A 20668-nucleotide genomic window follows, 5' to 3' on the forward strand; every position below is an offset into this window, starting at 1 on the left:
AAATAAGGAGAAATAATCATGGCATGGACCAGAGACGAAATGGCTGCACGCGCAGCCAAGGAATTGCAGGACGGTTTTTACGTCAACCTCGGCATCGGCTTGCCGACCCTGGTGGCGAACCACGTTCCCAAGGATATTGAAGTCTGGCTGCAATCGGAAAACGGCCTGCTCGGCATCGGCCCGTTCCCGACCGAAGACAAGGTCGACGCCGACCTGATCAACGCCGGCAAGCAAACCGTGACGACCATTCCCGGCTCGTCGTTCTTCGCCTCGGCGGATTCTTTCGGCATGATCCGCGGCGGCAAGATCAACATCGCCATTTTGGGTGCGATGCAGGTCTCGCAGCAGGGCGACCTGGCCAACTGGATGATCCCGGGCAAGATGGTCAAGGGCATGGGCGGCGCGATGGATCTGGTGGCCGGTGTCGGTCGTGTGGTGGTGCTGATGGAGCACGTGGCCAAGGGCAAGGACGGCAGCATCTCGCAAAAGATCCTGAAGCAATGCAATCTGCCGCTGACCGGCGTGGGTGTGGTCAATCGCATCATCACCGATCTGGGTGTCATTGACGTGACGCCGGGCGGCCTGAAGCTGATCGAGCTGGCCACGGGCGTGACCAAGGAAGACGTGATCGCCGCCACTGAAGCCGAACTCGACGTCAGCGCGGTATAACGAAAGAGGAAGCAAAGACGGCGCCGGTTGAGCAATCATCCGGCGCTTTTTTACGATCCATCATCAATCAGACAACGAATCATCAAGGACAGGTATGCGCGAGATTGCGAGCATTGAAGCACTGCATGAACTGGCCGGCCAGGAAGTGGCGGTCAGCGACTGGATCGAAGTCACTCAAGAACAGGTCAATCTGTTCGCCGACGCCACCGGCGATCATCAGTGGATCCACGTCGACGTCGAGCGCAGCAAGCGCGAATTGCCGTTCGGCGGCACGGTCGCGCACGGTTTCCTGACGTTGGGGCTGCTGCCGAAAATCATGGGTCAGAGCATTTCCATGGGCAACGTCAAGATGCTGCTCAACTATGGCCTCAACCGCGTGCGCTTCCCGTCGCCGCTGCCGGTCGGCAGCAAGGTGCGCGGACGCATCGTGCTGCAGTCGGTGGAAGAGATTCCCGGCGGCGCGCAAGTGGTGTGGGAAATCACCATGGAACGCGAAGACGCCGACAAGCCGGTGTGCGTTGCCGAGTTCATCGTGCGCCGCTACTGATCGCAGCGAGTCAGTTCTTCAACGCTGGTTCGGGAATCACCAGCGGGCCGCAATTGCTGTCGGTCACGAAGATCGCCAGCAGTTGCGCCGGTTTGGCCGGATCGGGATTGCCGGCCATCGCGTGCAGCGCGTACGGCGCCTCCATCCAGGTCTGGCCCTTCTGATAATTGACGACGGGTCCGCCTTCCATCTGCGAACGCACGGTTCCTTCTATCACGATCGCCGTCACGGATCCCGGATGCCGATGCGGCGCGGAATAGGCTAGCGGCGGAAAATCCACCATCATCGTCGTGATCGATTTGCCGGGTGCGTTGGGCAGCGGTTCGCAGGAAATCACTTTGACGCTGGTCGCCGCGGCCGTCCCGGGAGTTGTCACACCGCCACCACCGGTCGCTGCCAGTGGTGCACTGGAAAACGGCAGGACATCCGCGCCGGCGCCGATGCAGATATCGGCGATCCAGCGGCCGGCAGCTTGGGGAACCGGCGATTGCGTCATCAGCAATGCGCCGACGGCGCCGAGCAAGACGAGGCGATAGCCATGGCGGCGCGTTGGCAGAGAAGGCAGCGGCAAGTTCACGATTGGACACCATACGGTGAGCGGAAGGCAGGATTCCATTCGAGCACACGGCGCGCTTTCTGATTGCTTGCCTCGGTGTTGTCTTCCGTGATGTTGAACACGCCGGACGCATTGCTTTGCAGGGCCAGCAACGCAGCCTGCGCGGCGGCGGCGACATGGACCGGGCTGGAGCCTTGCGGTTCGGCCGACCAGGTGCCGGGACCGTAGAGTTGGCCATAGCGCAGCACGGTTCCCTTCAATCCGGCCGTTTGCAAGACTTGTGCTTCCAGCGTCACTACGCCGCCGACGCTGACACGGCGCAGTCCTTCCGCATCAACGTCCAGCGGATGTTCTTCCCGATAGGGTTTGTCGCCGGGGGCGTAGGCCCAGGCGATGCTTTGCGCGATCAGGCGCGTGGCGCCGGAGGCCAGCGCGGCGGCGATCAGGTTGCGGGTGCCTTCAGCGCGGATGCGGGCGTTCCCTGCGGCAGCTTGCGCCATTGCCTGCGGATCGGGCAGGCGGGGCAGGTCGGTCAGTTGATGAATCACCACGGACGGCGCGATGCGGATCAATTCCGACTTGAGAGCGTCGGCGTCGAATACGTCGATCATCACGGGAATCGCGCCCAGTTCGCGCAAGGCATTGGCGCGGGCCTGGCGACGCGTGCCGCCGTGGACGGTGTAACCCGCGTCGCGCAACAAAGGGATCAGCACGGTGCCGATGGCGCCGGTCGCACCGGCCAGGAATATCGTTTCGCTCATCATCTTTCCTTGTGATAGATGTCACAAGTGTATGAGTGCGGTCGTCCGGTAAAAAGGGCCAAAAACGTCTGAAAGAACTGGGCCAAGATCGGGCGCACAACGATGAAGCGGGAGAGGCGGAGGAGTAGGGAATGCCGGGCAGTGCGAGAGACTGCCCGGCGGGGCAACGGATCGATCAGCGCTTCTTGTATTGCGAATTGCCGAACAGGATGTCGCGCGCCTTGTCGTCGGTCAGCGCCTTGCGTTTGTCGGCCAGCACGGTGACGCCGCGTTGCACGGCTGGACGTTCGCTGATGGCGTCGAACCAGCGTTGCACGTTGGGGTAGTCGCTCAATTCGATGCCTTGGTTCTTCCACGAGCGGGTCCAGGGGAAGCTGGCGATGTCGGCGATGGTGTATTCGTCGCCGGCCAGGTAGGCGGTCTTGGACAATTGCTTGTCGAGCACGCCATACAGGCGCTTGGCTTCATTGGAGTAGCGATTGACGGCGTACTCGATCTTTTCCGGCGCATAGATGCGGAAATGGTGGGCCTGGCCGAGCATGGGGCCGAGGCCGCCCATCTGGAACATCACCCATTGCAGCACATTGTATTTTTCACGGTCGGTGGAACCGAGCAGCTTGCCGGTTTTGCCGGCCAGGTAAATCAGGATCGCGCCCGATTCGAACAGCGAAATCGGTTTGCCGTCGGGACCGTCCGAATCGAGGATCGCGGGGATTTTGTTGTTCGGCGAAATCTTCAGAAACTCATCGGTGAACTGATCGCCGGCGCCGATATCGATGGCGTGTGCGCGATAGTCCAGGCCGAGTTCTTCCAACATGATGTGGACCTTGTGGCCGTTGGGTGTGGCCCAGCTGTATACGTCAATCATGGTCTTCCTTATGAGGCGAAATGGTGATGAAAAACAATCGTAAACGGAGAGCGGTTCTCCTCTGAAGTCGTCAGGAGAAGTGCCGGGCTAGTGTAGCCCAAGCGTTGCAAACGCGCAGGGGGAGAGGCATTTTTACGGCCGTTCCGGAGAACTACTTTTTGCGCGAAAAACGCTGCAGAAGCGGGTAGCTGCGCAGCCTGGTGTAAGCACGGAACAGCACGACGGAGCGGGCGCGCGGCGAGATCTGGATGGCGTTGTGGAGGATTTTTTCCTGCGGTTGCCAGCGCAGCTTGGACTGATCGCGTCCGGTCGACAAATTGACGCCGCTGAAACCTTGCGCGATGGCCCAGCGCATGGTTTCAATTACCAGCGTGGTCATGAGGCTGTAGGAGCGCCAGCGCGGATCGTAGCCTGAATAATAAAGATACAGCTGGTCGCCCATGGCGAAGCCAATGCGCGTGGCGGCAACCTTGCCGTCGATGCGCAAGCGGAACACGCGCAGCCGGTTTTCGCGCGCCAGCATCATGGCGTGATCCGAGAGAAAGCTGCGGCTCTTGCGATCGCGGAAGGCGTCGGCATGCGGCACACCTTCAGCGCTGCGCGCACGCAAGGCGTGCAGGCGATAGAAATCGGCCAGCGCCGGCGCCACATCGACAGGCCGTTCGACTACTTCGAAGGTGTGTTGCAAGCCGTCGCGACGCAGCGAGTTGAAACATTTACGGATCGCTTCCTTCATGTTGCGCGACAGGCTGGCTTTGAGGGTATCCCAGTCGGGCGGCAAGGTCCGGTAGCACATTACGCGCGCTTTCGGCTGATCAATGCCGGCAGAGGATAGTTGCTGCGCCTGCTGCGGCGACAGTCCTTGCCATTCGATCCAGTCCCACAAATGCCGGTGCGCGAGCAGATAGGCTTGCAGCGTGGCGAGCACGGCGTCGCTGTCGTCGGGGTGGCAGATCAGGCCACGGACTTCGGTAATGTTGGGATCAGCGCCGAAGAATTGCAGCACCTTGACGCCAAATGCGCCGAGGCCGGGACGCACGCTGATCATCATCGGCGCCACCGCCACCAGCTTGCCGTGAGCGTCGCGCAGTGCGAAGGCGTGCAGGCGGTCGTGGATAAGCAGGCGGCGGGCGCGCAGATGACGCCACCAGTGGAGGTTCCAGTCGGGTTCTGCAAACGGATGCTGCAGCGGCAGGGTGGCGCACAAGGCATTCCATTCGGGCGTCAGCGCCGCCAGCTCGGTGTCGGTGTGTATGGTCGTGAGCGTGCGCGCCGTCGTGGCGATGTCGTTGCGACGTGTGTCCGTTTGGTTGCCTTGCATGTTCTCCTGACCCGATGAAGACAATGCAGCCATAGCGAAAGAAGGATGGGAGGAATTACGGGCAGTCACACTGCGCTTCCACCCTGGTTGCAGGTACTGCTATTGCTGTTGCTATCGCGGTCGGATCAGATTGCGCCGGGACGCTTGGTTAGCAACGCATGTCTTTCCAGCGAGAAATATTCCGCCAGTGTAGTGCCGGAAGCGCTGGCGAGCAATATTTTGAGTTGTTCAAACGCAGCCGGTGTCGTTGCGGCCAACTGTTCGCCCCATGCCAGCGCCTTGTCCAGCGCGTCGCCGTCGGAGGTCAGGCGGTTAACGATGCCGGCGGCATGCAGTCGCGCGGCCGGTAACGGAGCGGCGTCCAGCAGGATCTCGGCCACCCATTGCGGCGGCAGGGTTTTGGGCAGGAACCAGCCGGCGCCGCCGACCGCCCAGGTGCCGACCTGCGAGGGTGAAATGCCGAATGCGGCATTCTGTCCCGCCACGATCAGGTCACAGCCCAGCGCCAGCGAAAAGCCGGCGTCGAGCGCAGCGCCTTCGACTGCGGCAATCACCGGCTTGGGAAAGCTGCGCAGCATCTCGATGAGGTTCTGCAGGGCTTCCAGGGCCGCGATCTGCGTCGCCAGATCCTTGCCAGCTTCAACGCCGCCGCAGAAGTCTTGCTCGGCGCCGGTCAGCACCAGCGTGCGCACGGAGTCGTCTCGCTCGGCCTTTGACAGCGTCTCGATCGCCGCCGCCAGGACATTGCTGTCCACGGCGTTGCGCTGGCCGGGATTGGCGAAGGTGAGGATCAGGGTGGCGTCGTTGCGGCTTGCTTTGAGTTCGGCTGTCATGGATGGGCGTTGTTATTGTTGCGACGGTTTACAGCTTGGCCAGGCGATCCAGCGCCAGGCGCAGCGTCTCGTCCTTCTTGGCGAAACAGAAGCGCACGATGCCGGATTCCTTGGGCGTGTTGTAGAACGCCGAGACGGGAATCGCGGCGACGCCGATTTCCGTGGTCAGCCATTTGGAGAATTCCGCCTCCGACAAATCCGAGATCGCGCCGTACTCGACGCACTGGAAGTAAGTGCCGTCCGACGGCAGCAGCTTGAAGCGGGTGTTCTTCAGGCCGTCGCGGAACAGGTCGCGCTTGCGCTGGTAGAAGGCAGGCAGTTCGACGTAAGGCGCCGGATTCTTCATGTACTCGGCGATGCCGTATTGCACCGGCGTGTTGACGGTGAAGACGTTGAACTGGTGCACCTTGCGGAACTCGGCGGTCAGCGCGGCGGGTGCGGCGACGAAACCGATCTTCCAGCCGGTGACGTGGTAAGTCTTGCCGAAGCTGGAGTTGATGAAGGTGCGCGGCGCCAGCTCCGGATGGCGGCACAGCGATTCATGCGCCTGGCCGTCGTAGACCATGTGCTCGTAGACTTCGTCGGACAGGATCAGGATGTCGGTGCCGCGCACGATGTCGGCCAGCGCATTGATGTCGGTCTTCTTGAGAATGGAACCGGTCGGGTTGTGCGGCGTGTTGACCATGATCAGGCGCGTCTTGCTGGTGACGGCGGCGGCGACCTTGTCCCACGGCACGCTGTAGCCGTCGCTGCTGACCGTCATCTGGACGAACACCGGGATGCCGCCGGCCAGCTCGATCGCAGGTACATAGCAGTCGTAGGCCGGTTCGATCACGATCACTTCGTCGCCGGCATGCACGGCGCACAGGATCGAGGTCAGGATGCCTTGCGTGGCGCCGGCGGTGACGGTGATTTCGTTCAGCGCGTCATAGGTGTGGCCGTGCAGCGTCTTGATCTTTTGCGCAATCGCCTCGCGCAACAGCGGCACGCCGGCCATCGGCGGGTATTGATTCAGGCCGGTTTTCATGGCGTTCGTGACGGCGTCGACCAGGGCCGGATCGCAATCGAAATCGGGAAATCCCTGGCCCAGATTGACCGCGCCTTTTTCGCTTGCAAGCGCAGACATGACGGTGAAAATGGTGGTGCCGACGCGGGGCAGTTTGGAGACGAGATTGGCTGGCTGGCTCATGGAAATGAATCTGGAAGAAAGCGGAAAGAAAGCATTTTAGCCGGATTTCCGGCGGCGGCACTGGCTTGGTGCAAATCGACGGCGACGATGCGTCAGCCCGGCGGTTGGCGTGGCGCTATGTCGCGATTTCTTCCGCCATGGCGGCATGCCAGCCTTGCGGCGTCATGATGGCGAACATGTTTTTGCGCGCTGTCTTTTTGGCTAGTTTGAGCAAGGCCTTGTCTTTGGTGATTAGCACGCCGGCTTGCGATTGGAGTGCCAGCTCGAGGAATTTCTGGTCGTCCGGATCAGTGCAGACCGGCAGGCCGAACGTATTGACGGCGGCAGTGGGCAGGCAGGTGATCAGGTCATCGAACGCGGCGCGGACGGTCGGCTTGTCTTCTTCCGTGAGCGGCAGGTGCGGGTAGTTCAGCACCACCAGCCATTCCATGCGGCAGTCTTCGCGCGTGACGGCTTCGACACGGCGTTCACGCATGGCTTGCAACAACAACGCCCAGCGCGGATCGCGGAAGACGAACAGGTCCAGGCAGACGTTGGTATCGAGAACAATTCGAACGATAGGGCGCGGACTGACGGCAGCAGCAATGGCAACGGCAGACGGTGCGCCGCTGGAGGAGGTGATGGCGCTAATTGTCAAAACCGCGGGCTTTCCTGGTGGCGTCCGCAGGTGCGTCGCCGAGGTTGCCACCGCTTTCGACGACGTCGTAACCCTGGTCGGTGAGGCGCCAGAATTGATGGATGTCGACCGCGACAAGGCCGCGATCATGCAGCAGCCGCAGATGATGCTGGATCAGCTCGGGCGGGGTGTTCTGCGTGGTGAGATTGGTTTGAATCTTCTCAATGTCGCCGTAGCTGGTGCCAAAGGTGGACAGTGTGGTGAGGATATCAGTCATCAGAGCTTTGTCGCGTTTCATATCTCCTCCTGGTAGGTGTCGAATCGTGCAGGGGCGGTCCCGTCCTTGGCGTCGCCGGCAGCAGTTGCTGTTGTCGCGGCCGGGCATGGACGATGTCGTCATCCTGCGTTGTTCCATACCCCAGATACTAATCCATGTAGGCCTTATCTGCTCGTCGGGCAATGTTGGTCGCGCAGCTTTTTTGCCTCGTGTTGTACAGCTTGCAAGTTGGCCGCGACGGCAAAAAAAGCCGCGTCGTCATGACGCGGCGATGCCGGCGGTTACTCGTGTTCGCGTGACGGCGCGGTTCAGAACTGCTCCCATGAGTTGCCGTCATCGGCGGTGTTCTGCTTGATCTGGCGCGGCGCCGGAGCGGAGGTTTTTTGCAGGGGCAGCCGGGCGGATGCCGCCGGCCTGGAAATCACCGGGGGCGCCCGGCGTGCGGGAGCTGCGGCGGGAACGACTCGGGCTTGCGCGCTATCGAGCTTGAAAACACTGACTACTTCGGCAAGTTTCGCAGCCTGGTCTTGCAGCGATTGTGCGGCAGCAGCAGCTTCTTCGACCAGCGCGGCGTTTTGCTGGGTGACTTCGTCCATCTGCGTGATGGCCTGGTTGACTTCTTCGATGCCGGCGCTTTGTTCCTGGCTGGCGGCGGTGATTTCGCCGACGATGTCGGTGACGCGTTTGACGCTGCTGACCACTTCGGTCATGGTTGCGCCGGCTTGCGCGACGAGCTTGCTGCCGGTGTCGACTTTTTCAACCGAGTCGTCGATGAGCGCCTTGATCTCCTTGGCCGCCGAGGCAGAGCGCTGCGCCAGGCTGCGCACTTCGCTGGCCACGACTGCAAAGCCGCGACCTTGCTCGCCGGCGCGTGCGGCTTCCACGGCAGCGTTGAGCGCCAGGATATTGGTCTGGAACGCAATCCCGTCAATAACGCTGATGATGTCGACGATTTTCTTTGATGAGTCGTTGATCGAACCCATGGTGTCGACCACTTGTTCCACCACGCTGCCGCCCTGGATCGCCACTTCCGATGCCGACACCGCCAATTGATTTGCCTGGCGCGCGTTGTCGGCGTTTTGCTTGACGGTCGAGGTGAGTTCTTCCATGGACGAGGCGGTTTCTTCCAGCGAGCTTGCCTGCTGTTCGGTACGGCTGGACAGGTCGAGATTGCCGACCGCGATTTCGTTGGACGCGGTGGCGATGGTGTCGGTGCCCTGGCGCACCTGGCTGACGATCTTGAGCAGGCTGTCGTTCATGGCCTTGAGCGAGGACATCAACTGTCCGGTTTCATCCTTGCTGGACGGCCGGATGTCGGCGGTCAGGTCGCCGTCGGCGACGCGCTGCGCCACATTGACCGCAAGGCGCAGCGGGTTGGAGACGATGCGCGCGACCCACACCGCCATCAGCATGCCGAGCACGATGCAGGCCGCCAGCATGGCGACGATCATGATGCGTGAAGAGTTGTAGGTGGTTTCGGCCGATGTGTCCGCGAGGTCGGCGCCTTCCTGGTTGGCGGCGACGAGCTTGTCGGCATTGGCGAACATCGCCAGGTAGATCGGCGTGGCTTCCTTCATGATGACTTCGCGCGCTTCCTCATTCTTGTTCTGGCGCGAGAGATCGAGGATCTTCTTTTGCAACGCCAGGAAGGCATCGAAGTTTTTCACCAGCTGGGGATAGACGGCTTTTTCGATGTCAGTGTCGATCAGCTTTTCGTAGTCGGCGAGTTTCTTCTTCATGGCTGGCACCATGTCGTCGAGCAGCTTTTCATTGGCGACGAAATCAGCTTCGGTGGAAGAAAGGACATGTTGAAGCTGGACCGAGCGGATGCGCACCAGAAGGACTTTCAATTCAAGCGAGGTCCTGACGCTGGGCAGCCAGTTGGTGGCGATGTCGGTCGATGCCTGGTTGACCTTGCCGAGCTGGACGATGGCGAAAGCGCCGAGCGCGCTGGTCAACGCCAGCACAAGGATGAAGGAAATCAGCAGCTTTTTGGAAATTTGCAAATCATAGAACCATTTCATAGAGCCTCCCTGTCGGTGGATGTGACGGCCGATGTCGATCGTGCCGCGGCAATGCATCTTCACTGCTTGTTCTCGGTGCAAATTCCGTATCCATGGGGGCTTGGATTGTTCTCGTTGGATGCCCCATACCGCGTATGACATGAACGTCCATTCTATGAAGAAGTTCAGGGCGCGGGAAAATTTACTTTTTGGTTTGGCGTATTAGCAACACCCCGCAGAGAGGGCGCAACGCGTACTTGTCTGTGCGTCAATGAATGCCAAGGAATGGCCCGTCCCCAGACGGGTGCCGGCGCTTTCGGTATGATGTCGAAAAAATTAACAGGACCCTCTATGCTGATTGTTTTATCGCCCGCCAAATCCCTCGACTACGACACACCCGCAACGACCGACATCCACACCAAGCCCGATTTTGTTGCACGTTCCGCAGAACTGATTGAAGTCCTGAAACAGAAGTCGCCGGCGCAGATCGCCACGCTGATGGGAATTTCGGACCAGCTGGCGACCCTCAATGCGGATCGTTTCGCTTCGTGGTCGCGCAAGTTCACCAGCAAGAACAGCAAGCAGGCCGTGCTTGCCTTCAACGGCGACGTCTATGAAGGCCTTGATGCGGCTTCACTTTCCGCCAGGCAACTGGATTACGTGCAGTCGCATGTGCGCATCCTGTCCGGCCTGTACGGCGCGCTGCGTCCGCTGGATCTGATGCAGCCGTATCGCCTGGAAATGGGCACCAGGCTGCCGAATCCGCATGGCAAGGATTTGTACGCGTTCTGGGGCGAAGACGTCACCAAGGCGCTCAACGGCGAGCTGGCGGGGCACAAGTCCAAAGTGCTGGTGAACCTGGCGTCGGAAGAGTATTTCAAGGTGGTCAAGCCCAAGGTGCTTGAGGCCAAGGTGATTTCGCCGGTGTTCGAAGACTGGAAGGGCGGCAAGTACAAGATCATTTCCTTCTACGCCAAGCGCGCGCGCGGACTGATGGCGCGCTATGCGGCACTGAAGGGCGTGAACCAGCCGGAGAAACTCAAGAACTTCGATCTCGACGGTTATGCGTTCGATGAGTCCGTCTCCAGCGAAACTTCATGGGTGTTCCGCCGGCGTGTGGAAGCGTAACTTTTCGTTCTGACGAAAATATTTCCGATTTGCAAAGGGGGAGGCGCCTCTCCAGCGCGTGACGGTGCCGTTAAACCATTGGCAAGCGCTCGCGACGCATTATCGCCAGTCGCGGTGCTTGCGACGTTTGCGTTGTTGTGCTTGCCGAGGTGTCGGCCATGTTGAGTCTGAACACGCCGACCACTTGCGCGAGTTTGGCGGCCTGATCTTGCAGTGATTGGGCGGCGGCTGCCGCTTGTTCCACCAAGGCTGCATTTTGCTGTGTCACCTCATCCATTTGCAGGATGCTTTGATTCACTTGTTCGATACGAGTGCTTTGCGTCTGACTCGAACTGGAGATTTCACCGACGATATCGGTCACGCGTTTCACGCTGCTGACGATGTTGCGCATGGTCGCCCCGGCATGCTCCACCAGCTTGCTGCCGGTATCGACCTTGGTCACCGAATCGTCGATCAGCGATTTGATATCTTTGGCCGCACTGGCCGAACGTTGAGCCAGGCTGCGGACTTCCGACGCCACCACGGCAAAACCCCGACCTTGTTCCCCCGCGCGCGCTGCTTCGACTGCAGCATTCAATGCCAGGATATTGGTCTGGAATGCGATGCCGTCGATGACACCGATAATGTCGGAGATTTTCTTTGACGAAGTATTGATGGACTGCATGGTCTCGACTACCTGAGTCACCACTTCGCCTCCCTCCGTGGCGATTTTTGCTGCCGATACGGCCAGTTGATTGGCATGATTCGCACTATCGGCATTCTGCTTGACTGCGATGGTCAAGTCGTTGACTGAGGATGACGTTTCCTGCAAGGAGGAGGCCTGCTGCTCGGTGCGGGAAGACAGGTCCAGGTTGCCGGTGGCAATCTGAGTCGAGGCGGTCGCAATGCAGTCCGTGCCCAGCCTCACCTCGTTGACGATTTTGGAAAGACTGTCGGTCATTGCCTTGAGCGCTAGCATCAATTGTCCGGTCTCGTCCTTGCTGACTGGATTGATTGATGTCGTCAGATCGCCGTCGGCGACACGCTGGGCGACCATGACAGCTTGTTGCAAGGGTTTGACTACCAGCCGGGATACCCATATCGCCATCGCGATCCCTAGGCATGTCGAGGCCAGGAGCAAGCTGAGAATCAGGATGCGCGACGACTGGAACGTATCATGTGCCACCTCATCCGCCTCTTTGCTTCCGCTCAGGTTGACGGAGGCGAGGGTGTCGGCATCGCCCAGGATACGAAAATAGAGGGGGGTGAACTCTGCCATGTGAAGCGCGTGCGCCTCGGCCGTTTTGTTCAAGCGCGATATCGCCAGCACTTTTTTCTGGACTGAAAGTATCTCGTTGAACTCACGCGCGAGCTTGGCGATGATGGCTTTTTCGACGTCCGTGTTTGCCAGCGGCCCAAAATCAATGATCTTTTGCCTGATTACACGGTTTTGTTGCTCGAGTTCTTTTTCGTTCTGAACGAATTCTTGCTCCTTGGACGACAGGATGTGCTGGAGCTGGATGGCGCGTACGCGCGACAGGGCGACTTTGAGATCCAGGGCGACCGAAATGCTGGGCAGCCAGTTGGTGGCAATTTCGACGGAAGCTTGATTGACCTTGGCCAGCTGTAAAACCGAAAAGGCACCAAGCGAGCAGGTCAGGCTGAGGATGATGCAAAAGGAAATGAGTAATTTCCGCGAAATTCGCAAATTGTAGAACCATGCCATGATGCGTCTCCAGAAGGTCTGCATTGATGCAGTGCAACGCTGTGCTGCGGGCACAACGGGGTGGCCTTCGGAGAAGCGAGGAGAATGTTGCGACGACGTTTGATGATGACGTTCTGTTATCAAGCATATGTTGGTCGCCGTTTTTTTTCTACTTAAATAACGTTACGAGCCAAAGAAACAGGGGCGTTGACGTAAAAAAACCTCGCATGGCGAGGTTTTTCTCATTGACGCAGGTGGCTTACCAGATCTTCCACCAAGGCTTGTCCTTGGCCTTGGGGCCGCCTGTGTAGTAAGAGCTGTTCGGGTAAGTTGCCTGAATCACGCGCTCGGTGTCGTCGCGCAGTTGTTTCTGGCCCATCGCTTCGTACGCACGCATCATGATGAACAGGGCCTCTTCGACGGCCGGTGCATCCGGATATTCCTTCACCGCAGCCTGGGCGCGGTTGACGGCGGATACATAGGCGCCGCGGCGGAGGTAGTAGTTGGCAACGTGGACGTCGTATTGCGCCATCGAATTGACCAGGTATTTCATGCGCAGCAGGGCGTCCGGGGTGTAAGTGCTGTCCGGGAAACGCTCGGCCAGCAACTTGAACGAATCGAAGGCATCGCGTACGGCCTTGGGATCGCGCTCGGTATTGTCCTGGTCGGTGAAGGTGTCGAAGATGCTGGTGCGATCATTGAAATTGATCAGCCCGCGCAGGTAGTACATGTAGTCGACATTGGGATGATTCGGGTGCAGCTTGATGAAACGGTCAACCGCCGCCAGGCCTTGCGGCTGGTCGTTCAGACGGTAGTACGCGTAGGCGATATCCATCTGCGCCTGTTGCGCATAGGTCCCGAACGGATAACGCGATTCGAGCTTTTCAAAATACTTGATCGACTTCTCGTAACCGCCTGCGGTCAGCTCGTCCTTGGCTTCCGAGTATAATTTGGACGCAGACCAGCCAATCGTCTCGTCTTTTTGTTCCGGTAGCAAGCCACAAGCCGACAATGAAAGGATGAATGCGACGGTAAGCAACTTCAATAAGATTTTTTGCATGACGTATGAGCAGTTTGAGCGGGTGCAAAGAAACAAGAAATTTCAATCCACTGATTATAGCTGATGTCACGTACCACTCCCCCTAAGGTTGTTAAAGCATTTGCAACCGAACCTGTTGAAATACCCGAGGGAGATGATTCGCTCGATGAAGTCGTCGAGGAATTTACCGATGGTGCAGAACCCATAACCCTGAAACTGACCGACGACGCTTGCGGCGTCCGGCTCGACAAAGTCTTGTCGGGACTGGTGCCGCAATATTCGCGCAGCCGCATCCAGCAATGGATAGAAGGTGGTCACGTAACAGTCGACGGCAATCCCGCCCGCACCAAAATGACGGTGTTGGGCGACGAACTGGTCATCATCACGCCCCAGGCCGCGCCGGAAGACAACGCCTTCCAGCCTGAGCCGATGGACTTGCGTATTGTCTACGAAGACAAGGCCATCATGGTGATCGACAAACCGGCGGGACTGGTGGTCCATCCGGCCGCCGGCAACTGGTCGGGCACGCTTCTTAACGGTTTATTACATCACTGCCCGGCGCTGGCCGGTGTACCGCGCGCGGGCATCGTCCATCGCCTGGACAAGGACACCAGCGGCCTCATGGTGGTGGCCAAGACGCTGGCGGCGCAGACCGACCTGGTGCGCCAGTTGCAGGCACGCACCGTCAAGCGCCAATACCTGGCGCTGGTGTGGGGCATGCCGCAGTTGTCCGGAACGATCGATGCGGCGATGGCGCGCCATCCGCGCGACCGCATCAAGATGGCGGTGTCTGAAAGCATGACGGCCAAGCCGGCGGTCACGCACTATCGCCGCGCTGCCGTGGGAGCGCTCGATGGCCGCGCCGTCAGTCTGATGCGTTGCCAGCTGGAAACCGGGCGCACGCATCAGATTCGCGTCCATATGCAATCTCTCGGTTTCGCCTTGGTTGGCGACGCCTTGTACGGCAAGTCGCACCTGATGCCGTTTTTCCCGCGCCAGGCCTTGCAGGCCTGGAAGCTGGGTCTGATCCATCCGGCCACCGGCAAGCAGGTGGAATGGGAAGTCGGCTTGCCGGCGGATTTCACCGAATTGCTGGAACGCGCCGGCATCGACGTGAAAGTCCTTGCTGCGCTCGAGGACTAGCCCGCATGGAACTGCTGATTCCCGACTGGATCGGTATCCCCGCCAACGTCGGCGCCTTGTCGACAATGCGCGGCGGCGGCGTCAGCCGTGGGCCGTATGACGACGGACACGGCGGCGGCGGTCTGAATCTGGGCGCGCATGTACAGGACGAGCCTGCGAACGTGCAGCGTAATCGCAGCTTGCTGCGAAGTATCCTGCCTGCCGAACCATTCTGGCTGACCCAGGTGCACGGCGTCAACGTCGCTGATGCAGCCAAGGTGCTGGGTACGCCTGACGCCGACGCTTGCATTGCCAGTGAGCCCGGAGCGGTGTGCGTCATGATGACCGCGGATTGCCTGCCGGTATTGTTGTGCGATGCTGCCGGCAGCGTGGTCGGCGCCGCACATGCGGGCTGGCGCGGATTGGCCGGCGGCGTGCTGGAAAACACCGTGTCCGCCATGCGCGACCGCGGTGCCGATGAAATCAATGCCTGGCTGGGGCCGGCGATCGGTCCGCAGCAATTTGAAGTCGGCCAGGACGTGCTGGATGCATTTGCCGCGCACGACGCCGCAAGCCGCTCGGCCTTCGTGGCTATCGCTGGACGCGAAGGCAAATATTTCGCGGATATCTACCAGCTGGCGCGTCAGCGACTGGCGCAGGTCGGCGTGCAACGGGTTGCGGGCGGCGGCTTCTGTACCGTCAGCGACAAGCGATTCTATTCTTATCGGCGTGACAAACAGACCGGTCGTATGGCGTCCCTGATCTGGCTCAGGTAGCCCGCGCCGGCCGGTGTCGGCTATTTCAATTCGGGAAATTCGGGCAATTCAATCAATTGTTCCAGTAACTGCCGGGTGTGTCCCGGCAACTCCTCGTGGCTTCTCACGCATATCAGCAACTGTCGTTTCGCCCATGCATCGCTGAGCGGTATGCAATTGATCTCCATGGTTTTCTTGCAGCGCAGAGCCGCTGTTTCGGGAATCACGGCGATGCCCACTTCGCGTTCCACCATCCGGCAGATGCCGTCAAAGCTGCGCAGCCTGACGCGATATTGCAGGCGTTTGCCGGCCCGCAGGGCGTGACCGGCCAGATGTTCCTGCAGCGCGCTGCCATTGCTCAATCCAATGAAATTCTTATCCATGAGTTCCGCGAACTGCAACGCCTTGCGGCGCGTCAAGGCGTGTTTGCGCGGCAGCACTGCGACCAGCCGGTCCTGCCGAAAGGGGATGGTCTGCAACGGGCCGGTCGGCACTGAATCGGCGACGATGCCGATGTCGGCGACGCCGTCGACGATGGCCTGCACGATTTCGTGGCTGAGTCGTTCTTCAAGATCAATGTCGATATACGGGTTGTGCGACAGGAATGTCCCCAGCGCATCCGGCAGGAATTCGCTGATGGCGGCGGTATTGCCGAGCAGGCGGATGTGGCCTTTGAGGCCGTGCGCATACTCGCTGAGCTCGTCGCGCATCCGGTCCATTTGCTGGTGTACGGTGCGGGCGTGATGCAGCAGGGCGCGTCCGGCTTCGGTCAGTTGCACGCCGCGTCGTTCACGCAGCAGCAAGGCTACGCCGAGTGCGTCTTCCATGCTGCGGATGCGCGCGCTGGCAGACGCCAGCGCGAGATGCGAACGGTCGGCGCCGGCGGTAATGCTACCGGTTTCCGCGACATGCAGAAATAGCCGCAAGTCGCTCAGGTCAAGACGTGTGCTCATGATGACGGATCTACAGGGGGAATTGGCGGGTCAGCCTTCGGCGGCACCGAAGGCTGACTCAGTGTATTCCAGATTTTCTCGCATGACGATAGCTGGCAGACTTGGCGCATTGTTGATTGAATTGAGAGGGAGCCGCCGTGCCGACCAGCTTGTCTTTTGATGTCGCCCATTTCGCGTTACTGTCGGCCGTTACCGCCATCTTTCTGCTGGCGGGTTTCGTCAAAGGCGTGGTCGGGCTCGGCCTGCCTACCGTAGCCGTAGGCTTGTTGGGTTTGTTCATGCCGCCGTTGCAGGCGGCGGCACTTCTGATCGTGCCTTCGCTGGTGACCAATGTCTGGCAATTGCTGGCAGGGGGACGCTTCATGTGGCTGTTGCGCCGGCTGTGGTTGATGTTGCTGGGGATCTTTGCCGGTACACTGCTCGGCGTGAATTTTTTGGCGATCGATACAGGCGGGCGCGCGACCGCTTTTCTCGGCGTGGCGCTGGTCGTGTATGCCGTGTTGGGACTGGCAGCCGTGAAGTTTTCGGTCAGTGCCGCCAGGGAAAAATATCTGTCGCCGTTGATCGGTCTGGCCACCGGACTGGTCACCGCTGCGACAGCGGTATTCGTGATTCCTGCGGTGCCGTATTTGCAGGCGCTCAACGTGGAAAAAGACGAACTCATCCAGGCGCTGGGTTTGTCGTTCACGGTGTCGACGATTGCGATGGCCGCCGGACTTGCGCAGGGCGGCGCGCTGCAGATGGAAGGCGCGGCGATTTCGTTGATGGCGCTGGCGCCGGCGCTGGGCGGTATGTTCATCGGGCAGTGGTTGCGCGGGAAGATTTCGGCAGTCTTGTTTCGCCGCTGCTTCTTTATCGGTTTGCTGCTGTTGGGACTGCACCTGAGTTCACATCTGTGGCGATGAAGGGGCTGCGGTTCGACATCGAAACACGCGCGCGCGGTCTGCGCATTTACGCCAGGCTGGAACATGACATCATCGGTGCGCTCGACGTGGAAGATGGTGAGGTGTATAAGAACGGCCGGACCAATGCGATCGTCATCTACGTTGTGCCGCGCTGGCGCGGTAATGGCATCGAGGAGTCTCTGCGAGCGCACCTCGCGCGGCACCTCTTGGAAGCGCCATGCAGTTCCGCACCGCTCCCGGATGCGTGAGCACGGTTTTCAACTTTCGTAATTCTTCTATTGGCGGTTTGACGCCGCTGTGTAATTCTCGCCCCTCATGCCGACATGAGGGCGCATCTTTCATCGTCTGTCAGGGCTCGTTTTTCTGATGTGGCGCTGCCTCGTTTGGCGGCCTTTGTTCTGCCTCATGCAGCGCTTTCGATTTTTCCCGGATTTGACGATTCCGCTTGCGCTGCGGTGTACCCATCAGGTATAAAACAATTGTCAAGGGAAATACGCCGTACAGGAAAAACGTCATGATTCCTGCCGTAACGGACTGTTCGGTAATCGACATCATGAAGACGACATATAACCATGCGATTGCGACGATGTACATTGTGGTTTCTGGTTTTACAGACTGAGCGACAAACCGTAACAATACGCGAAAATTGTAGAAGCGAGCATGAATACGCAGAACCCGCAGAGCGTCCCTCCCGTTGTTTCAGCATGGCTAAGCCAGTTATCTGATCCCAAGACGTGGCAATCGTGGCAGACATGGCAATCGCCCGCTGTCGGCCAGTTTGACGTGCAGTCGATCCAGAAGCAGCTCGGCGCCCTCGGCGCCTCGCTTGATCCTGCCGACGTCGTCCGATTGCAGCAAGACTATGCCGACCAGTTCGCGAACCTGTGGAAGACCGCTGCAAATTCCCAGATTCCCGCCGTCACCGACCGCCGCATGTCTGCGCCGGCATGGCAGTCAAATCCTTTTTTTGCCTTTCATGCTGCGGCCTACCAGCTCAATGCGCGCTTTCTGACTTCCATGGTCGACGCGGTCCAATCGACCGATAAGGTCAAGCAGAAACTTCGTTTTGCAGTGCAGCAAATGATCGATGCATTGTCGCCAGCGAACTTCCTTGCGACCAATCCCGAAGCGCAGCAAAAAATCATCGACACGCATGGTGAAAGCTTGACGCGCGGGATTGCGCAACTGTTCACGGACCTGCAAAAAGGCCGGGTCTCGCAAACCGATGAAACCGCCTTTGAAGTCGGCAAGGATGTCGCCACCACAGCAGGTTCTGTGGTGTTCGAGAACGAATTGTTTCAGCTCATCCAATACGCGCCGCTGACCAAAACGGTGCATGCGCGTCCGTTGCTGATCGTGCCTCCTTGCATCAACAAGTTTTACATTCTCGATTTGCAGCCGCAGAACTCGCTGGTGCGCTATGCGGTGGAGCAGGGTAATACGGTCTTCCTGGTTTCCTGGCGCAATGCCGATGCCTCAATGGAGACCGCGACCTGGGATCAATACGTCGACGACGCAGTGGTGAGCGCGATTCATGTTGCGCAGGAGATTTCCGGGCAAGACAAGATCAACGCGCTGGGTTTTTGCGTCGGCGGCACCATCCTGTCGTGCGCGCTGGCGGTGCTCGCCGCGCGTGGCGAAGAACCGGTGGCCAGTCTGACGCTGCTGACGGCGTTCCTGAATTTCCTCGACACCGGCGCGATCGATGTGTATATCGACGACGTCCAGATCGGCATGCGCGAGCAGATGATCGGCAAGAGCGGATTGATGGCGGGGCGCGATTTCGCCTCGGCGTTTTCGAGTCTGCGCCCGAACGATCTGCTGTGGAACTACGTCGAATCAAACTATCTCAAGGGCGAAACGCCGCAGGCATTCGATTTGCTGTACTGGAATGCCGACAGCACCAATTTGCCGGGGCCGATGTTCTGCTATTACCTGCGCCACATGTATCTGGAAAACGCGCTCAAGGAACCGGGCAAGCTGACCATCGCCGGTGAAAAGATCGATCTATACAAGCTCAGCATGCCTGCGTTCATTTACGCTTCGCGCGAGGACCACATCGTGCCATGGGCGTCGGCCTATGCGTCGACCGCGATCCTCAACGCCAAAAAGCCGGCAAACAATCGTTTCGTGCTGGGGGCTTCAGGACACATCGCAGGCGTGATCAACCCGCCGGCGAAAAAGAAACGCAGCTACTGGACCAACGACAAGATCGGGACTGATCCCGAAGCATGGTTTGCCGGCGCAGTGGAACATCCCGGCAGCTGGTGGACGGAATGGTCGGACTTCCTTTCCACGCATGCCGGCAAGCAGGTTGCCGCGCCGAAGAAGGCGGGCAATACGAAATACAAAGCGATTGAACCGGCGCCGGGCAGGTACGTCAAAGTCAGGGCCGAATAGGATCCGCGGAGATCAACATGCAGTAAAGCAGCAAGCAATTCAAAGCAGCAAGCAACAAGAGGCAGCAAGCAACAAGAAGCAAGAACGGGATGCGGTTTCATAAAGATGTCTGCATGCACGGCAACGTGGAATAGCAGTCATCGTCATCCCCGGAACTTATCCACCCGACACAAATAGGAGGCAGGACCATGGTAAAACGTATCGCATATGTGACCGGCGGCATGGGGGGCATCGGTACCCCAATTTGCGCGCGTCTGGCCAAAGACGGCTACACGGTAGTCGCCGGTTGCGGCCCCAATTCTGCCCGTAAAGACAAATGGCTGGCTTCCATGCGCGAGCAGGGATTCGACGTCCATGCGTCCGAAGGCAACGTCGCCGACTGGGAATCGACCAAGGCAGCGTTTGACAAAGTCAGGGCGGAAATCGGCGAGGTCGACGTGTTGGTCAACAATGCGGGCATCACCCGCGATGGTCAGTTCCGCAAGATGAGCAAGTCCGACTGGGACGCCGTCATCGACACCAATCTGAATTCCCTGTTCAACGTGACCAAGCAGGTCATCGAGGGCATGGTGGACCGCGGCTGGGGACGCATCATCAATATTTCGTCCGTCAACGGTCAGAAGGGCCAGTTCGGCCAGACCAATTATTCGACAGCGAAGGCCGGCATTCATGGTTTTACCATGGCGCTGGCGCAGGAAGTCGCCACCAAGGGCGTGACGGTCAACACCGTGTCGCCCGGCTATGTCGGCACCGACATGGTGCGTGCGATTCGTCCCGAAGTGCTGGAGAAAATCGTTGCCGGCATCCCGGTCAAGCGTCTGGCGGAGCCGGAAGAAATCGCCTCCATCATCGCCTGGATTGCTTCGAATGAAGGTGGTTACGCCACCGGGTCCGACTTTTCGCTGAACGGCGGCTTGCACATGGGTTAAACATCGGTCGGGGAATCGGGATGCATTTCCGGTTTTTCGACGCGTATTTACGGGAAACTGCGTACTTGTATGCAAGCGTGGTTTCCCGCCTATAATGCGTTACGCCAGCGGAC

General features: G+C 59.4%; 22 protein-coding genes. 9 read left to right on the plus strand and 13 right to left on the minus strand.

Annotation, left to right across the window (positions count from 1 at the left end; translation table 11 throughout):
* Positions 1 to 18 precede the first annotated feature (18 nt).
* Together ACIROY_RS00005 and ACIROY_RS00010 are read left to right on the plus strand one after the other, a co-directional pair.
* Positions 19 to 669 (plus strand): CoA transferase subunit B, encoded by a 651-nt coding sequence (locus tag ACIROY_RS00005; protein ID WP_402338818.1) that lies wholly within the window; start codon positions 19 to 21, stop codon positions 667 to 669.
* A 94-nt stretch (positions 670 to 763) separates the two neighbouring features.
* On the plus strand, positions 764 to 1216 hold the full coding sequence (locus ACIROY_RS00010; protein WP_402272404.1) for a MaoC family dehydratase: 453 nt from the start codon (positions 764 to 766) through the stop codon (positions 1214 to 1216).
* Positions 1217 to 1226: 10 nt separating this feature from the next.
* On the opposite strand, the gene ACIROY_RS00015 is transcribed toward ACIROY_RS00010, so the two are convergent.
* The 9 genes from ACIROY_RS00015 to ACIROY_RS00055 form a co-directional block, all read right to left on the minus strand.
* Positions 1227 to 1793, minus strand: coding sequence for a cupin domain-containing protein (locus ACIROY_RS00015; RefSeq protein WP_402338820.1), 567 nt, complete (start codon positions 1791 to 1793; stop codon positions 1227 to 1229).
* Complete coding sequence (locus ACIROY_RS00020) at positions 1790 to 2533, minus strand: NAD-dependent epimerase/dehydratase family protein (RefSeq protein ID WP_402338822.1); 744 nt, start codon at positions 2531 to 2533, stop codon at positions 1790 to 1792. Before ACIROY_RS00020 ends, ACIROY_RS00015 begins: the two co-directional genes overlap by 4 nt.
* Positions 2534 to 2708: 175 nt before the next feature.
* Positions 2709 to 3401 (minus strand): glutathione binding-like protein, encoded by a 693-nt coding sequence (locus tag ACIROY_RS00025; RefSeq protein ID WP_402272397.1) that lies wholly within the window; start codon positions 3399 to 3401, stop codon positions 2709 to 2711.
* Positions 3402 to 3552: 151 nt separating this feature from the next.
* Positions 3553 to 4722, minus strand: a complete 1170-nt coding sequence (locus tag ACIROY_RS00030; RefSeq protein ID WP_402338823.1) for a GNAT family N-acetyltransferase — start codon at positions 4720 to 4722, stop codon at positions 3553 to 3555.
* A 125-nt stretch (positions 4723 to 4847) separates the two neighbouring features.
* The gene (locus ACIROY_RS00035) at positions 4848 to 5555 is read right to left on the minus strand and encodes an enoyl-CoA hydratase-related protein (RefSeq protein ID WP_402272394.1); all 708 of its coding nucleotides are present in this window, start codon (positions 5553 to 5555) and stop codon (positions 4848 to 4850) included.
* A 28-nt stretch (positions 5556 to 5583) separates the two neighbouring features.
* A complete protein-coding gene (locus ACIROY_RS00040; protein ID WP_402272392.1) occupies positions 5584 to 6744 on the minus strand; it encodes a pyridoxal phosphate-dependent aminotransferase in 1161 nt (386 codons plus the stop codon).
* A 115-nt stretch (positions 6745 to 6859) separates the two neighbouring features.
* Positions 6860 to 7381, minus strand: a complete 522-nt coding sequence (locus ACIROY_RS00045; protein ID WP_402338825.1) for a putative toxin-antitoxin system toxin component, PIN family — start codon at positions 7379 to 7381, stop codon at positions 6860 to 6862.
* Positions 7371 to 7658 carry a hypothetical protein gene (locus ACIROY_RS00050; RefSeq protein ID WP_402272387.1) on the minus strand — a complete coding sequence of 96 codons (288 nt, stop codon included), beginning with the start codon at positions 7656 to 7658 and terminating at the stop codon, positions 7371 to 7373. The genes ACIROY_RS00045 and ACIROY_RS00050 overlap by 11 nt, the downstream gene beginning before the upstream one ends.
* 287 nt (positions 7659 to 7945) lie before the next feature.
* On the minus strand, positions 7946 to 9661 hold the full coding sequence (locus tag ACIROY_RS00055; RefSeq protein WP_402338827.1) for a methyl-accepting chemotaxis protein: 1716 nt from the start codon (positions 9659 to 9661) through the stop codon (positions 7946 to 7948).
* A gap of 330 nt (positions 9662 to 9991) precedes the next feature.
* On the opposite strand from ACIROY_RS00055, the gene yaaA reads away from it, so the two are divergent.
* Positions 9992 to 10768 carry a peroxide stress protein YaaA gene (gene yaaA / locus ACIROY_RS00060; protein WP_402338829.1) on the plus strand — a complete coding sequence of 259 codons (777 nt, stop codon included), beginning with the start codon at positions 9992 to 9994 and terminating at the stop codon, positions 10766 to 10768.
* 70 nt (positions 10769 to 10838) lie between these two features.
* On the opposite strand, the gene ACIROY_RS00065 is transcribed toward yaaA, so the two are convergent.
* On the minus strand, positions 10839 to 12473 hold the full coding sequence (locus tag ACIROY_RS00065) for a methyl-accepting chemotaxis protein (RefSeq protein WP_402338831.1): 1635 nt from the start codon (positions 12471 to 12473) through the stop codon (positions 10839 to 10841).
* A gap of 238 nt (positions 12474 to 12711) precedes the next feature.
* Entirely contained in the window at positions 12712 to 13512 is an 801-nt protein-coding gene (locus ACIROY_RS00070) for an outer membrane protein assembly factor BamD (RefSeq protein WP_402338833.1), read from the minus strand.
* A gap of 63 nt (positions 13513 to 13575) precedes the next feature.
* Between ACIROY_RS00070 and ACIROY_RS00075 the strand changes: the two genes are divergently transcribed.
* Positions 13576 to 14634 carry an RluA family pseudouridine synthase gene (locus ACIROY_RS00075; protein ID WP_402272379.1) on the plus strand — a complete coding sequence of 353 codons (1059 nt, stop codon included), beginning with the start codon at positions 13576 to 13578 and terminating at the stop codon, positions 14632 to 14634.
* Between the two features lie 5 nt (positions 14635 to 14639).
* A complete protein-coding gene (pgeF, locus tag ACIROY_RS00080) occupies positions 14640 to 15389 on the plus strand; it encodes a peptidoglycan editing factor PgeF (RefSeq protein ID WP_402338834.1) in 750 nt (249 codons plus the stop codon).
* A gap of 20 nt (positions 15390 to 15409) precedes the next feature.
* Here pgeF and ACIROY_RS00085 read toward each other — a convergent pair whose 3' ends face one another.
* On the minus strand, positions 15410 to 16321 hold the full coding sequence (locus ACIROY_RS00085; RefSeq protein WP_402338836.1) for a LysR family transcriptional regulator: 912 nt from the start codon (positions 16319 to 16321) through the stop codon (positions 15410 to 15412).
* A 137-nt stretch (positions 16322 to 16458) separates the two neighbouring features.
* On the opposite strand from ACIROY_RS00085, the gene ACIROY_RS00090 reads away from it, so the two are divergent.
* Positions 16459 to 17226: a sulfite exporter TauE/SafE family protein gene (locus ACIROY_RS00090; protein ID WP_402338838.1), complete on the plus strand. Its 768-nt coding sequence runs from the start codon at positions 16459 to 16461 to the stop codon at positions 17224 to 17226.
* Entirely contained in the window at positions 17223 to 17474 is a 252-nt protein-coding gene (locus ACIROY_RS00095; protein WP_402338840.1) for a hypothetical protein, read from the plus strand. Before ACIROY_RS00090 ends, ACIROY_RS00095 begins: the two co-directional genes overlap by 4 nt.
* 100 nt (positions 17475 to 17574) lie before the next feature.
* On the opposite strand, the gene ACIROY_RS00100 is transcribed toward ACIROY_RS00095, so the two are convergent.
* On the minus strand, positions 17575 to 17820 hold the full coding sequence (locus ACIROY_RS00100; protein WP_402338842.1) for a hypothetical protein: 246 nt from the start codon (positions 17818 to 17820) through the stop codon (positions 17575 to 17577).
* A gap of 66 nt (positions 17821 to 17886) precedes the next feature.
* Here ACIROY_RS00100 and ACIROY_RS00105 point away from each other — a divergent pair, with 66 nt between their 5' ends.
* Entirely contained in the window at positions 17887 to 19626 is a 1740-nt protein-coding gene (locus ACIROY_RS00105; RefSeq protein ID WP_402338844.1) for a PHA/PHB synthase family protein, read from the plus strand.
* A gap of 188 nt (positions 19627 to 19814) precedes the next feature.
* Entirely contained in the window at positions 19815 to 20555 is a 741-nt protein-coding gene (locus tag ACIROY_RS00110) for a 3-ketoacyl-ACP reductase (RefSeq protein WP_402272364.1), read from the plus strand.
* Positions 20556 to 20668: the final 113 nt, after the last annotated feature.

The sequence above is a fragment of the Herbaspirillum sp. NPDC101396 genome (assembly GCF_044767365.1).
In the GTDB taxonomy this organism is placed as follows: Bacteria; Pseudomonadota; Gammaproteobacteria; order Burkholderiales; family Burkholderiaceae_D; genus Herbaspirillum.